Below are 14344 nucleotides of genomic sequence, written 5' to 3'. Positions count from 1 at the left end.
AAGGCTCAATCCAAAAATTTTGTTTTATTCCAATTACTCAAAGTTCGATAAGCTACTTGTCAATTGATAGCAAGTTTCCATCGATATCGATTTCAGAATTCTTAATTCTAGTCGTAGATATTCTAGTACCATCTTTTGCTAAAAACATTGGAACCGTAACAACTTGAACGAGTGGAAGATTCTTTTTTGCTCTCAATTCATTAAGAATGGTTCCCTGAATACTAGTTTCGTCACTAACAACTAATGCTTCAACTCCTTTTTCTAGAACTGCCGGACCAAAATCATTTTCTAATTTACTAATTTCAAAAGAAGCATCAGGAAATTCTTTTGTTAAAACGGATGTTAAATTTTCAAAACGTTGATCATATTTGTTTATAGGAATTTTTCCTTTTTTTGCAGCAAATTCATCACTTGTAATTCCTATGATAACTTTATCAGAAATCTCAAATGCATTGGATAGTAAAGTGAGATGACCTTTATGGATGATATCAAAAGTTCCACCCATTGCTACAAGAGAGAATTGAGACATGCAATATGATAATTTTCTTTAAAAATAAATCTACTAGTTTTTTTATTGGTTTTTACTCTAAATTATTTAGAAATTTTAGGTTATTTTGATAATTTCATGAATCCTTCTTTGATTAAGAATTGAATTCCTTCAACAAATGAATTGTCATCTATTTGTCCATCTGCCCACCATCCAGCATTGTTCTTAATCCAACTAGGGATTTTATTATTTTGAGAAACTGAACCTTGTTCAGTAATTGGGATTTGCATGAATCCTTCTTTGATTAAGAATTGAATTCCTTCAACAAATGAATTGTCATCTATTTGTCCATCTGCCCACCATCCAGCATTGTTCTTAATCCAACTAGGGATTTTATTATTTTGAGAAACGACATCGTTAGAAATTACTTCAAATGCAATAATTGCAATTGTTGCCTTTGAATTCCCATATTGGGCTTTTACCGTAAATTTACCATCACTAAATTTTTCATTAAGATTAACTTCATGCAAGAAAGTACCATCTGCATTTACAGGAGTTTTTTGAGATACAATTAGATTATTGCCAGTACCAAAAATTGTAATTCGTAAATTTCTGTCTTCATCATATTTGTTTACGCTACCAGAAAATACTACAGATTCTCCAAGTGAATATGATGTATTATCAGAAATAATATCTACAGTGTAATTGTTAGCGCTGCTTTGTTCAGGAGGTCCACCATAACCCAAAACTGACTGTCCGGATGAAGATATTAAAATTAAAGAGATTATTGAAATAGTGAAAATTTTCTTATTCATAATTATGATTGTACATTCCTTTCTGCATTTAAACGGTGAGAAATGATGAGTAGATTTAGTTTACAATTATTAGAACAAATGGACCCTGCTCAGCAATTGGGATATTATTTCGATCCCAAACAAATGTTTCAATGAAATACAAACCAGGTTTTTCTGGAATCCAATCTATGACTTGTGATTCTTGACCAGTTCCAATAAATCGCCCATCATACGATCCAATATATTCCACATATGGTGATTTCCCAGATTCCTTTACTTGCACATAGTATGTGTAAGCAGTTTCATTAGATTCTTCATCTGCAGCAAATTCAATTTGGGTTTTACTTTTTATGTTTACTTGAGAACCTACACTTAGTTCAGATAAGCTATTTCCACTAATATCTTCTACTGATACATTTGATATTGTGATTAGTTTATCAGGAATTTGGGATTCAGGAATTTTGATATCTACCCAGTCAGAAACAAAAACACTAGATTCTGCAAATAAGAAAAACCCTACTGCTCTTGAGTTAATTTCTTCATTCAACTCGAAAGACACATCAGTGTTTAGAGGTATATTTCCTAGTTCTATTGTGGATACGCTAAGAATTCTAGGAGGTTCAAATCCATCATAAAATGCAAGATAGACATTGGTATTATTACTTGGAGCTCCTCCATTTTGTAAAACTCCTGAGAATCTAAAGGATGTATCTAAAAATACATCAGTAGAATATGCTGTGAGTCCTGAGAATTTTTGTGGTGACGGATCAAATCCTACAAGGGAGATAGATGCATCCGTGATTTCAGGATTAGCAGTTTTTGAGCTTATTGAAAATGTGGATTTACCATTTTTTGCAATTACTTCAAGGGTAGTATTTCCCGTAACAATCTCTAAAGGAGCAGGGTCAAATTCATCAAAAAATTTAACTTGAATTTTAACATTTTCTATAGCTGTTTGGGAACTATTGTTTTCAGCAATTCCAACCACAACAGTATATCCATCTGAATCTCGATAGACATGGATATTTTCTTCGTTAAGAAGTACAGTTAGAGTGGAAGGAGTATCAGTAACTTCTGCTGAAAATGCTTGTGAAAAAGGAACTAACAGTAATATCAAAAATGAACATAAAATGACTTTGATCATATTCTTCCATGAGATTAGGGATTAATTTCAGGTAGCATAACAAATAGTGAACAAGAAAGGTAACAACGTTAAACCCAGTTCACACTAAGATTAGAAGAATAAAAAGAAATTAAAATAGATGTAATTATTTTATTTTCTCTTTGCGGTAATTGCTAACCAGTAAACTAAACCTGGAGCTAAACCAACAATGAGTGGAATCCATACAGGCCATCCATCGACTACACTTGTCATAAGAAAAAACCCAAACTTATCCTATTTAAATCCATCCTGAAGTCTGAATTTCATCATAGATCGGGAAGTTAGAAAGTGGACCGGACGGAATTTGAATCCGTGACCCCCCGCGTGCAAGGCGGGTATACTACCAGGCTATACTACCGGCCCACAAAAAGAATGAATAAAGTGTGGATTTTAATTGTTGTCTTCTTGGCAAGAATTTTATTTGAAAACATGATATTTTCAGCATGGTACTTTTAGAATCACAAATCAAACTAAAAACAGGAGATATCGCACCAGATTTTGAATTGTTAGGTATTGACGATAAAATGCATTCATTAAATGATTATGGAAAATACAAAGGGATTCTAATAATTTTCATGTGTAATCATTGTCCATATGTAAAAGCAAAGGAAGATGCACTCAATGAACTATTTGAAAAGTGCGGTAAAGATATTGCAATAATTGGAATCAACAGCAATGATTCCACAGATTACCCTGAAGATAGTTTTGAGGCTATGAAAGAGACAGCAAAAGAGAAGGGGTTTGAATTTGATTATCTAGTAGATGAAACACAAGAAATTGCCAAAAAATATGGTGCCATGTGTACACCAGATCCTTTCTTGTTTAATGCACAAAAACAACTAGTTTTTCATGGAAAGATAGACAACGCCATGAAACCAGATGATCAGGCAACTGAAAAAACTATGATTATCAATATGGAAAAATTGATAGCTGGAGAAAAAATTGAAAAAGATTTTGACCCATCAATTGGCTGTTCAATCAAGTGGAAATAAAATTAAACTTAAATGAGTCTAGCCTAGAGATTTCTTCGTGGGCTCGTAGCTCAGCTTGGCTGGAGCGTTCGACTGATAATCGAAAGGTCATGTGTTCGAATCACATCGGGCCCATTTTTTATCATTTTAAATTTTGAGAAATTGTTTGAGACCATTGTAAAATATCACCTATTTTTTCAGATGTCAAATCGGATTGGATTTTAGTTTTTTTAGATACTTTTCCACAAAGTGCTAATTTCATTTGTTTTCCAGATTTTTCTTTTATTGGATTTATAGAATCTGCAAAAAAGTTTAGACCTTCATAAGTTTGAGAGAAAACTGTTATTATCAAAATGCCAGGTTTCTGTTTCCAAATTTTTCCTATTAATTTTTGAAGATCAAGATCAAATAATATATTGATTGAAGAAGACATATCTCCCAAATGAGAAACCTTCCATCCATCAGAATGATAAACCGCAGAAGCTGCTTCAGAATATAATACACTTTGAGCATCAGCAGCAATTACAATTATGTTCTTTTTTGGATCAGAGACAACCTGAATTTGGTTAAAAATTTGAAGGGATTTTGAAATAGTATTCATCAAGAGATTTTGTTCAGAAGTCCCAATTTTTCCATCATCAAATAATTTCTTGATATGATCAATGGATGGGAAAATGACTTCCAATACCAATCTATTCACTGTACCCCCAGAGTGAATACAATTACGAATCAAAGAATAGACTTGATCCTCCGTACCTTTTACCAAATAATCAAGATACTCCGGAATCACTTTGAAATAATCATCAGGAAATTTGAAAGATTTCTGACCAGGTTCTAAAAACCATAAAGTGACATTTCCAATATTTTTTTGTCGAAGCAATCCTTCTGCAGCAAAAACCTTGAGATATTTTGACATTGTAATTCTACTGATACCAATTTTTTCAGAAATTTCAACTCCAGACATTCCAGAAACTGAATCACCCAAAATTGAAATTAGTTTTTCTCTAATCTCCTCAGTTGAATAGCCTCTTCCCATAGTGCTCTTGGACTATAGTATTCTATAAAGACTAATTTTCATTTAGAATAACAGGTATTATTTTAGAATAAAACATTATATACTTGGGTACTGTATAGTACGGTAAGGAAAAGTAAATTGCCAAAAGCCGGATTCAAATCAATCACTGTTTCAGAAACTGTTTATGATAAATTCCATGAAGTTTATCAAAAGAGTAAAGACGACCTAACAATGAAAGGGGTCAACAGTTTTGCAGGTTATGTAACTTACATGTTAGAGGAGATGATGCAAAAGGACAAGACCTTTGCAAGGTATGCTCCAAAGATTGAAAAAATTTCAGTTGATGATGATCGTGTTGTTCTAAAAGATAATATCAAAAATAGAATTGCAGAAGTTGCAATTCAAAAAGGCGAATTATTTTGTCAGCTCTGTGATGAGAAAGATTGTGTCCATGTTGGATTTGTATTCTCATTGCCAGATGTTTATGAAGTTCTAAATTCTAGAGGAATCAAAAATCCAAGATAAGTGGAGGAGGTGGGATTTGAACCCACGAACTCCTGAGAGACAGGATCACCCATTATTTGATCTTAAGTCCTGCATGTCCAAAAGCACATAGTGCTTACTTTGGCCAGGCTTGATTACTCCTCCAAAAGGATAAAAATCTGAGTGAAATTTAACAGTTTAGAGTGAATTGGCCCAGAATGAAGAATTATAAGGATTTTCTACAGGGTGAATTTGTGCTTCGGTAGCTCAGTCTGGTAGAGCGTTACATTGGTAATGTAAAGGTCACGGGTTCAGATCCCGTTCGAAGCTTTCTATTTTCTAAATCATAGATTTTACCAATTTACGAAATTTCTATTTAAGCTATTTCATGACTAGGAAAAAGTTAGTTCCAGATCAAATTATTTTATGTATAGTACTGTTAATGATTTTTGCAATTACAACTATTGAAACAAGAATACAGTCAAATTTCAACTGTAACCCCAAAGCCATTTGTAAAATGGGCTGGTGGAAAACGTCAACTAATTCCTATACTAAATGAAAATTTACCCAAATCCTTTGGCACATATTATGAACCATTTTTAGGTGGAGGTGCATTATTGTTCCATATTCTTGCTGAAAGAAATGCTCAAAAATGCAGTATCTCAGATTTGAACTCTGATTTAGTTTTGACATATACTGCAATTCGAAATAGAATTGATGAGTTAATTTCATCTCTAAAAAATCATGAAAGGAATTATCAAAAGGATTCTAAAACATACTATTATTCAGTTAGAGAATCAAATCCAAGAAGTGAAATTGAAAAGACATCAAGATTGCTTTTTTTAAATAGAACCTGTTTTAATGGATTATACAGAGTTAACAGTAAGGGGAAATTTAATGTCCCCCTAGGCAGTTACACAAATCCCAATATAGTAAATGAAGAAAACTTACGTTCAGTTAGTGATATTTTACAATCAAGTAAAGTTGCCATAAAATGTAGAGATTTTGAATCAGTACTTCAAGATGCAAAAAAAGGAGATCTAGTATACTTTGATCCACCATACCAACCAGTTAGTGAAACTGCCAATTTTACAAGTTATACCAACAAGAGTTTCACATATGAGGATCTAAACAGACTTGCTGAACTTTGTATGAAATTAGATTCCAAAGGATGTAAAGTTCTATTGTCAAATTCAGACTCTAAAGAAGTTGCAGAAATTTTCTCAAACAAATCTTGGAAAATTAATAGAATCCGAGCAAACCGTTCTATCAATTCAAACTCCAAAAAACGAACTGGACACTTTGAATTATTGATTAAAAATTATTAAAAAAATATAATTTAATTTTTTTAAATTTTTAAAATCAAAAATTTTTGTAGAGAATCATCTAAGGGGTAAATAATAAAATGAAAAGGTTGGAGTGTTAGTCCCACTTTGACCAAGCGGCCATCCATCTGTATGTCCAAGTGTTCAATTTACAACCTAAAGCTGCAAATGTACATGCCAATACTGCACCTGCACCTGCACCGAGAGCAACTGGGCTGTTATAGAATTTGCCGACTTGCGGTTCGATTGGTGTCATATATGGTGGCAATGTTGGTCTTGGATATTTGAATGCCGTTTCTAGTGGGTCTGCTACTGTTATCAGGTTTACCATGTTGAATAATGGTAATGACATTCCTACCAGTACGCCGCCAAACAGTATCAAGGAGTGCTTGTTCTTCTTTGTTGCCCAGTAAACCAAATCCAACAGCATTGCTGAAGGTAGCCAAACTGGAGTTACAATGAAGTCATATGGATATCCGAGTGCAAACCATGCACCTTTTGCAATCCATGTGTATACTGTCATAATTAGAGCGTAGTACGTTGCTGTGCCTGGAACGCCTGTAAATGTAAGATAGTATGTAGCACCTACAATAAGCATCAACGTTTGCGATATTGAAAATACCGTGTACGAAGTCCAAGCCCAGTCAGTGTAGAAGATGTAGTCTCCTGCATTAATTGTTAACAGTGTTGAGTTAACTGCAACAACTACTATGAATAAGTAGTGTGTACATCGTCTTAACCAGACCATAAGAAGGTGAAGAAATGGTCTGTATATAAAATTTTAGAGTGTGATGAAGATCGTTAACCAAAACTAAAAAGGAAAATGAAAAAGAAGTGTCTGAAGGGGTTACCTTCTAGTTACCAACGAATAGTGTTATGAATATAGTACCTGCTGTAACTGCGGCAATACTGCCTGCTACGATACCATTACTATTCTTATTGGAACCTTCTTCCATGACTTTAACACAGAAGATGTAACCTATTGCCTCAATGATTGTCAATACGATGAATGCAAAGTGACCACTTGGTGTTGGATATGCCCAAGGATAATAGAAGTATCCTGCTGCAGTTCCACCAAAAGTTGCTAACCATGCTGCCCAGAATGAAATAGTTATCATACCAGTCATGTTTTCAACGCGTCTACCAATCATTCGTTCTACATCGGCACTTGATGATCCACCAGCGCCGCCAGAACCGAATCCTTTAGGAAGAGTCATTCTGGAATTATTCTAATTCAGATTCTTTTAAGTCTTTCTTAATTGAATAGGACTTGTACGATCTACGTCGTTTTTTAAAAAAATAAAATAAAAAATGTGCTAATGCACTTTTTCTAAGGAATTGCTCGGCTGTACAATTTGCCTTCTAAGGCCATCTTGTACATCTCTGCAACGTATGGGTTCTCTCCAGGAGTTTCTGCACCAAGTTCTACGAGTCGAGCATATACTCTAACTACGTATGCTAGTGCACCCATGAAAGCCACTACGACTCCCATGTTAAACATCCAATGGTTTGGAACTGCAAATATTTCTTCTACAAACCAGAAATGCCACATCTCATTGACACCAATTGTAAACATGGTTGCAAGGTAACCAAGAATGGTCATCTTCAATCCAGTGTTCATTGAATTATTTGGGCCTCTAAGAACTGGGATTTTTCTATCATAGATTGCTGCTGCTCCCCATCCAAGTGGTAATGTGATGAAGTGGGAGTATAGCCACCAGTGAGCTGGTGTGAAAGCACTATCTCTGATAGAGGTTTGATGCAAAGAACCATCAACGAAGTTATCAACTTCGACTGATGCTGCAGTAGAACCCATAGCAATAACGATGAGCCAGATTTTCTTTAGTCTCTGGATCTCAACTTCTTTTGGGATTAATGCGGGCATCTGTGCCATGTACACTATCATGTGAATTCGGAATATAAAGTAAGAGTTTTAGAAGACAGTGATTTTTTCCAATTTATTATAATTATTTAGAAACAATATAGAATTATTACACATTCATACTTTAAAAATTCTATTATTTAGTACATTTTTTTATCACTTTCATTGTTATACATCAATGATATACAATGAATTCAATATCGATCCTCGTTGTTAAGGTAAAACATATAACGACGTGTTTTGTTTCCTGACTTTAGGGATAACTATGGTCGAAAAAAGAATTTTCGTATTTGGACTAGCTGTAGTACTTGCACTAGGAACTTTAGGTTTCAACTGGGTTGAATCCGTACTTCCAACTGCAGATGCACACGGTGTCCAAGCACAACTCCAGAGTCGTTTCATCAGAATTGAGGATGAAACCTTCAACAGACAATCCCTACAAACTGGCGAAACCTTGACACTTCAAGGAACTTTAGTTAGTTTAGTAGAAAGAGACCTAAGAGGATGGCTATCCATTTTCACAGAGTCAACCAACGCAGGTAACAGATGGGAGATGTTGGCAAGAGATCCACCAGGAAACGTCTTTGACATTCCAGGTAACTCAGTCATCGATTACTCACTATCTGCCAAAGCACTTGAAGCAGGTGTATACCACGTACACACCCAACTCAATGTAGCAAAAGTTGGTCCAGGACTAGGTCCAGGTCAAACAGTAGTAGTTGAAGGAGATCCAATTATCAAACCAATCCCATATACTAACATCGCATATCAATCAATCATTATCGGTGTTGGATATGTCATTACGTTTGCAACACGACCCTGGCAAGTAATCTAAACAACCCACTTTTCCTTTTCATTTATTAGATTCTTCTTTACGGTTTCCGTAAAACAATAAACCAAGTTTTATCTTCTAGAAAATAATAATAAAAATATGCTAAGTTTTAAGATAACAAAATTAGATATTTTTCAAAGTTATTTTTTTGGAGAGATAGAATTCCGTTCTGACAAATACAAAATGAACATTCAAAATCAAAGAAGAGGAAAAGTTCTAAAATTACCATTTGAGATAAAACCAAAAAATGAAAAAATTGTGGTAAGAATATCAGGAGAAGGAGGTTTGTTTATGGAAGATTATCTTCCTTACAAAGGAGAATCAGAATGGTTAGAAATTGACTCTGATGAGATAACATACTTTCTTGCAGATCATCAAGACCAATGTGACACCATTGAAATTATGTATGAATAAGAGAAAGGACTTTAAGGAATCTGGTCAAAGTCATCACGATGAAATATCCTGGAATGGGGGATCCATACAAGAAAAAGAAAACTATCAGATTTCTTTTGATATCTGCAATCATAGCAGTATCAATAGGATTAGGAAGTACTGTAATTCAAAGTCAATTGAACCAAGACAATCCTCTCAAAGTCTGTATAGATGATAGAGAAACCCCATACAAAATGAAAGTCACTTTGGAGTTAATTATAGATGGTCTTCCAACACCAATTCCTGCCAATATTAACGCCGGATTTAATGAAGGAGAATGTAAAAGGACTATGTACACTCTAACAGACGATGGAACCATCTATGTTGAATGGGAAGAGGATTATTCATGGGAAATTGGTCACTTTTTGTGGATGTGGGAATTCCCTCTAAGAGACATGGATCAAGACAAATCAACATTCTATGTTAATGATAAAGAATCATCACAATTCATCAATACCCCATTACAAGACGGATATCACTACAAAGGAGTATTCACTACAAAGGATTATGATTCATCCAAAGACAAAGACTTCCTACCAGAATTAGAAAATTAGTATTTGTAAACTTTGTAAAAAATAAAATTGAAAGAATATAATAATTTGAAATTATATCATATGCAATAACTTAAGCTGAATCTACATAATTTTTAGATTTTAAAATACCATAGTTTCCACTGAAAGATATTAAAAATAATGAAAAGATGAAAGTTGGTAATATTACCAGTATTTACCGTTGTCTGGAATGAGACCGATACCTTCTCTTTCGAAGTGTCTGTCTAATTCGTCAACCCATCTCTCACGGTTGTCTTTGTAAGCCCAGCCGTGTACACGTAACCAGAATGAAATAATTCCAAGAAGGAATACTGTGAACATAATGGTTCCGAAGATGTAAATCATTACATCGTAAAACAATGGATCATAGTTTGGTCCTAGTTGTCCTGTAATTGAAGACAGGATGCTTAGGAAAGTACCTACGATAGGAATCATAATAATTTGGCTCTATTTGTGCGATATATACATTTCTTTTATTTTCAGAAAGTACGAGATCAGTATTCATCAAGAAAGAAAATGAACAAACTCAGTTTACACTAAGAAAAGATAATAAAATAAGAGAAATGTGAGGTTTGTTTATCCTCTGCCCATTGCTGCGTATTTGCCTGATCTTCCTCTTAAGAAGAAGGCTCCTGCAATACCACCGAATACTGCACCTGCAATAACTGCTGCACCAACTACACCACCTGCATCAAGATATGGAGTTCCTGAGCCAGATGCTGGGTTAGCTTCTGCTGCTGCGATTCTTCTTGTTTGAATCTCAAGTGCTTCTTCTAATGTGTATGATCCGGTTTGTCCTTCACTACCGACATTACCCATGTACTGTGCAAATGCTACTGCACTTTCTGCATAGAGTCCTATAGTGAATACAGCGATTAAGGATGCTGCTAAGAGTATTTTTGTATTCATACGATTTACCTGCTCGTTTTGGCGGACGAGAGATATTTAACTTTTATTCTGAACATCAAATTTCGATATAATGTACGAGATCAGTATAAGTAACGTTTAATTCTGTTCTATATTGAGCCAAATCATGGGACGAATGCATACACACAGACATGGGAAATCACACTCCATCAGACCTGCTGTACTTCGTGCACCTTCTTGGATTACACTGAGTCCTGAAGAAATTGAAGAATTAGTAATTAAATATTCTAAAGATGGTTTGACTCCAAGTCAAATTGGAATTAAATTAAGAGATCAACATGCCATTCCTCTAATCAAATCAATTACCAAAAAAAGTATGGGTCAGATTTTAGAGGAAAATGATTTGAAAGCAGAGATGCCTGAAGATTTAGGAAATATTGTTACAAAAGCAGTAGGTCTTCAAAAACACCTCAAAGCAAACAAAGGAGATAACAGAAACGTAAGATCTTTGGAATTAATTGAAGCCAAAGTTCACAGACTATCAGTCTACTACAAAAGAATTGGAAGAATTGATAAAACATGGAAGTATAAATCCGTGGTTGCTCAACTAGAGTAATGACAAAATCACTAGATGAATCACTGTCATTTTTCAAAGATAAAATTTTAGATTGTATAAAATCAAAAAAATCAATTTCTGTTACAACACATATTGATTGTGATGGATTAACATCAGGAAGTATAATCACTAAAGCCCTAATCAGAGCAGGAGCCAATTGTACAGTTAGAACATCAAAGGAATTTAGTAAAAATGTTCTAGAGTCATTCAAAACAGATTCTAGAGATTTTCATATAGTTACTGATCTTGGAGGAGGTTTTGCAAATGAATTAGACAAAACATTAGGAGATAATTGGATTGTTTTAGATCATCACCAAATTCCAGATGAGGAATTAGATAATCAAAATGTCATAAATTCTTGGAAATATGGAATTGATGGAGGATCTGATATTTGTGCTGGAGGAATGGCATATCTAGCCTCGGAAGCACTAGATGAAAGAAATTCAGATTTGTCTGCAATTGCTATTGTTTCTGCTTTGGGAGACAGACAAGACCAAGGAGAAAGAAAATCATTTACAGGTAAAAATTTTGAAATTGCAAATACCGCCAAAGAACTGGGTTTAGTAGATATAGATTTAGACTTGTTGCTAGTTGGAAGAGAAACAAGACCTCTTGCAGATTCTTTGGCATTTACATCTCAACCATTCATTGAAGGATTAACCTGGAACAGAGAAGCATGTTTTTCACTACTAAAATCATCAGGAGTTAATCTCAAGGAAGAAGGTAGATGGAGAGTGCCAGCAGATCTTAATGAGGAAGAAAAAAGACAAGTCATAGAATCAATTACAAAATTTGCATCTGGAAAAAATACGACTGAAATAATGTCAGAATTAATCGGATATACCTATACATTTCCAAGAGAAGACAACAGAAGTTTCCTAAGAGATGGACGAGAATTTTCAACAATGTTAAACTCTTGTGGCAGAATTAATCGCTCAGGAGTTGGAATGGCAGTATGTATGGGAGATAGGAATAAAATCCTACGAGAAGCTGAAACCATCCTAACAGATTATAGAAAAATGATCAGAGAATATATGAATATTTTATCAAATGAAAGATGGAGAATTTCAGAAAGTGAGACATGTGTAATGGTCAATGGCGAAGACATAGTTCCAGAAACAATGACGGGAACTATTTCATCATTAATTGCAGGATCACCTAAAAACTCTGGAAAAATTGTAATATTGAGAACCAAAGGAGAAGAGAATACAATAAAGTTCTCATCAAGGAAATCTTTTGGATGTACATCAGACATCAATCTTAGTGAAATTATGAGAAATGGAGCTGAAAGATTTGACGGTATTGGAGGAGGTCATAATGCTGCTGCAGGAGCCAAAATAACTAAAGACAAATTGGATGAATTTCTTAACTATTTAGAAGTAAATGTCGTTAACGTGCCAAGTTCAAGTAATTCTCAATAATATATCAAAAGAAAAAGCTGAAGCTGTGAAAAAAGCCTTAGAACCAGACAATGTAGATTTTCCAGAAGGATTGAGTCTTTATGTTGAAAATATTGATAACAAACTAGTTTTTAATTTTGAAAGTAAGAAGAACATGAAACAGCTTACAAGTACAGTCGATGAAGTTATGGAACATATCCAAGTTGCTCTAAAGGTGATCGAATAATGTTAGATCCTAAACTAATCAAAGAGAAACCACAAGTAATTCGAGAGATGCTTAAAGCAAGAGCTGTTGATTTTGATTTAGATACACTAATAGAATCTGATCAAAAAAGACGTGAATTTATTATCAAAACAGATGAGTTAAGAAAAAAGAAAAATGAGATAGGTATTCAAATTGCTCAAAAGAAAAAAGCAGGAGAAAATACAACTCAAATTTTAAATGAAATGGTTCAAGTTTCAGCTGATCTTACAAAATTAGAAACAGGTCAGGAAACAATTGAAAATACATATTCTAAATTAGCATTAACCATTCCAAATCTCATTCATGAATCAGTTCCTATTGGAGCAGATGAGAATGCAAATAAAGAAATCAAAAAGTGGGGAGAAATTCCAAGTTTTGATTTTAAAATAAATGACCATATCGATATCTCTGAGAATTTAGATTTGGTAGACCTAGAAAGAGCTGCCAAAGTAGCAGGAGCTAGATTTTATTATTTGAAAAATGATCTTGTTAGATTAAATCAATCATTAATCCACTATGGATTAGATTTTCTGGCAAAAAAAGAGTATTCACTTGTTCAACCCCCATACATGATTAATCGAGAATCTATGGAAGGAGCTGTAATTGCTGATGATTTTGAAGAAGTAATCTACAAAGTTGAAGATGAGGATCTATATCTTATAGGAACATCCGAACACGCTATGGCCGCTATGAGAGCAAAAGAAATTCTGGAAGGAAAAGAATTACCATTAAGATATGCAGGAGTTAGCCCATGTTTTAGAAAAGAAGCAGGAGCTCATGGAAGAGATCAGAAAGGAATTTTCAGAGTTCACCAATTTGATAAAATAGAACAATTCGTATTTTCACGACCTGAAGATTCTTGGAAAGAACATGAAAAAATGTTAGCAGTGGCTGAAGAATTTTATCAAAACTTGGAAATTCCTCATAGAGTAATGTTACTATCATCAGGAGATATGGGAAAGGTTTCTGCAAAGACATATGATATTGAGGCTTGGATGGCAGGACAAAACGCATACAGAGAAATTGTTTCATGTTCAAACTGTTTAGATTATCAAGCAAGGAGATTGAAGATTAGATTTAGAGATAAGACAAATGAAGATACACAGTACGTGCATACTCTAAACAGTACTTTGATAGCTACAACCAGAGTTTTAGTATCAATAATGGAGAATTTCCAAACCAAAGATGGCCACATTAGAATCCCTAGTGTTTTACAGAGTTACATGGGAAATCAGAAAGAGATCTAGTGATATACCCTTATATTTTGGGTTCAAAGGTCGTTA

General features: G+C 34.2%; 18 protein-coding genes, 4 tRNA genes and 1 pseudogene. 12 read left to right on the top strand and 11 right to left on the bottom strand.

Annotated elements, in window-relative coordinates:
- Positions 1–52 precede the first annotated feature (52 nt).
- The 4 genes and pseudogenes from ACW9W4_RS03785 to ACW9W4_RS03770 form a co-directional block, all read right to left on the bottom strand.
- Positions 53–529, bottom strand: a complete 477-nt coding sequence (locus ACW9W4_RS03785; protein WP_457761165.1) for a phosphopantetheine adenylyltransferase — start codon at positions 527–529, stop codon at positions 53–55.
- 80 nt (positions 530–609) lie between these two features.
- Positions 610–885 (bottom strand): annotated as a pseudogene (locus ACW9W4_RS03780) (hypothetical protein); the annotation flags it as partial.
- A gap of 472 nt (positions 886–1357) precedes the next feature.
- Positions 1358–2425 carry a hypothetical protein gene (locus tag ACW9W4_RS03775; RefSeq protein ID WP_457761164.1) on the bottom strand — a complete coding sequence of 356 codons (1068 nt, stop codon included), beginning with the start codon at positions 2423–2425 and terminating at the stop codon, positions 1358–1360.
- A 307-nt stretch (positions 2426–2732) separates the two neighbouring features.
- Positions 2733–2806: transfer RNA gene (locus ACW9W4_RS03770), tRNA-Ala, on the bottom strand.
- 80 nt (positions 2807–2886) lie between these two features.
- Between ACW9W4_RS03770 and ACW9W4_RS03765 the strand changes: the two genes are divergently transcribed.
- Together ACW9W4_RS03765 and ACW9W4_RS03760 are read left to right on the top strand one after the other, a co-directional pair.
- Positions 2887–3435: a thioredoxin family protein gene (locus ACW9W4_RS03765; protein ID WP_457761163.1), complete on the top strand. Its 549-nt coding sequence runs from the start codon at positions 2887–2889 to the stop codon at positions 3433–3435.
- A 39-nt stretch (positions 3436–3474) separates the two neighbouring features.
- Positions 3475–3549 (top strand) — tRNA-Ile (locus ACW9W4_RS03760).
- Between the two features lie 7 nt (positions 3550–3556).
- On the opposite strand, the gene ACW9W4_RS03755 is transcribed toward ACW9W4_RS03760, so the two are convergent.
- Positions 3557–4450, bottom strand: coding sequence for an ArsR family transcriptional regulator (locus ACW9W4_RS03755; RefSeq protein WP_457761162.1), 894 nt, complete (start codon positions 4448–4450; stop codon positions 3557–3559).
- Positions 4451–4567: 117 nt separating this feature from the next.
- Here ACW9W4_RS03755 and ACW9W4_RS03750 point away from each other — a divergent pair, with 117 nt between their 5' ends.
- Positions 4568–4954 (top strand): hypothetical protein, encoded by a 387-nt coding sequence (locus ACW9W4_RS03750; RefSeq protein WP_179362465.1) that lies wholly within the window; start codon positions 4568–4570, stop codon positions 4952–4954.
- Position 4955: 1 nt separating this feature from the next.
- Here ACW9W4_RS03750 and ACW9W4_RS03745 read toward each other — a convergent pair.
- Positions 4956–5077, bottom strand: a tRNA-Leu gene (locus tag ACW9W4_RS03745).
- Positions 5078–5168: 91 nt separating this feature from the next.
- Here ACW9W4_RS03745 and ACW9W4_RS03740 point away from each other — a divergent pair.
- Positions 5169–5242 (top strand) — tRNA-Thr (locus tag ACW9W4_RS03740).
- A 134-nt stretch (positions 5243–5376) separates the two neighbouring features.
- Positions 5377–6240: a DNA adenine methylase gene (locus ACW9W4_RS03735; protein ID WP_457761453.1), complete on the top strand. Its 864-nt coding sequence runs from the start codon at positions 5377–5379 to the stop codon at positions 6238–6240.
- Between the two features lie 94 nt (positions 6241–6334).
- Here the strand turns inward: ACW9W4_RS03735 and ACW9W4_RS03730 are convergent, their stop codons facing one another.
- The 3 genes from ACW9W4_RS03730 to ACW9W4_RS03720 form a co-directional block, all read right to left on the bottom strand.
- On the bottom strand, positions 6335–6985 hold the full coding sequence (locus ACW9W4_RS03730) for an ammonia monooxygenase family protein (protein WP_086907103.1): 651 nt from the start codon (positions 6983–6985) through the stop codon (positions 6335–6337).
- A gap of 106 nt (positions 6986–7091) precedes the next feature.
- Positions 7092–7454, bottom strand: a complete 363-nt coding sequence (locus ACW9W4_RS03725) for a hypothetical protein (RefSeq protein WP_179362466.1) — start codon at positions 7452–7454, stop codon at positions 7092–7094.
- A 113-nt stretch (positions 7455–7567) separates the two neighbouring features.
- Positions 7568–8131, bottom strand: a complete 564-nt coding sequence (locus ACW9W4_RS03720) for a methane monooxygenase/ammonia monooxygenase subunit C (protein WP_179360580.1) — start codon at positions 8129–8131, stop codon at positions 7568–7570.
- A gap of 253 nt (positions 8132–8384) precedes the next feature.
- On the opposite strand from ACW9W4_RS03720, the gene ACW9W4_RS03715 reads away from it, so the two are divergent.
- The 3 genes from ACW9W4_RS03715 to ACW9W4_RS03705 all read left to right on the top strand — a co-directional run bounded on the left by ACW9W4_RS03715 (position 8385) and on the right by ACW9W4_RS03705 (position 9937).
- Positions 8385–8954 (top strand): methane monooxygenase/ammonia monooxygenase subunit B, encoded by a 570-nt coding sequence (locus tag ACW9W4_RS03715; RefSeq protein ID WP_179360581.1) that lies wholly within the window; start codon positions 8385–8387, stop codon positions 8952–8954.
- 96 nt (positions 8955–9050) lie between these two features.
- Entirely contained in the window at positions 9051–9365 is a 315-nt protein-coding gene (locus ACW9W4_RS03710) for a hypothetical protein (RefSeq protein ID WP_457761161.1), read from the top strand.
- Between the two features lie 38 nt (positions 9366–9403).
- Complete coding sequence (locus tag ACW9W4_RS03705; protein WP_457761160.1) at positions 9404–9937, top strand: hypothetical protein; 534 nt, start codon at positions 9404–9406, stop codon at positions 9935–9937.
- Positions 9938–10099: 162 nt separating this feature from the next.
- On the opposite strand, the gene ACW9W4_RS03700 is transcribed toward ACW9W4_RS03705, so the two are convergent.
- Together ACW9W4_RS03700 and ACW9W4_RS03695 are read right to left on the bottom strand one after the other, a co-directional pair.
- Complete coding sequence (locus ACW9W4_RS03700) at positions 10100–10369, bottom strand: hypothetical protein (protein ID WP_179362470.1); 270 nt, start codon at positions 10367–10369, stop codon at positions 10100–10102.
- Positions 10370–10510: 141 nt separating this feature from the next.
- Positions 10511–10843, bottom strand: a complete 333-nt coding sequence (locus ACW9W4_RS03695; protein ID WP_179362471.1) for a hypothetical protein — start codon at positions 10841–10843, stop codon at positions 10511–10513.
- Positions 10844–10967: 124 nt separating this feature from the next.
- Between ACW9W4_RS03695 and ACW9W4_RS03690 the strand changes: the two genes are divergently transcribed.
- Genes ACW9W4_RS03690 through serS form a run of 4 tightly spaced genes read left to right on the top strand, consistent with a single transcriptional unit; the run spans position 10968 to position 14308 of the window.
- The gene (locus ACW9W4_RS03690; RefSeq protein ID WP_457761159.1) at positions 10968–11417 is read left to right on the top strand and encodes a 30S ribosomal protein S15; all 450 of its coding nucleotides are present in this window, start codon (positions 10968–10970) and stop codon (positions 11415–11417) included.
- A complete protein-coding gene (locus tag ACW9W4_RS03685) occupies positions 11417–12838 on the top strand; it encodes a DHHA1 domain-containing protein (RefSeq protein WP_457761158.1) in 1422 nt (473 codons plus the stop codon). The genes ACW9W4_RS03690 and ACW9W4_RS03685 overlap by 1 nt, the downstream gene beginning before the upstream one ends.
- Positions 12801–13043, top strand: coding sequence for a KEOPS complex subunit Pcc1 (locus tag ACW9W4_RS03680; protein WP_457761157.1), 243 nt, complete (start codon positions 12801–12803; stop codon positions 13041–13043). Before ACW9W4_RS03685 ends, ACW9W4_RS03680 begins: the two co-directional genes overlap by 38 nt.
- Complete coding sequence (gene serS, locus ACW9W4_RS03675; protein ID WP_457761156.1) at positions 13043–14308, top strand: serine--tRNA ligase; 1266 nt, start codon at positions 13043–13045, stop codon at positions 14306–14308. Before ACW9W4_RS03680 ends, serS begins: the two co-directional genes overlap by 1 nt.
- Positions 14309–14344 lie beyond the last annotated feature (36 nt).

The sequence above is a fragment of the Candidatus Nitrosopumilus sp. bin_7KS genome (assembly GCF_054095835.1).
Note: the sequence above shows the minus strand (reverse complement) of the source record. Positions and strands in the feature narration are given on the sequence as shown.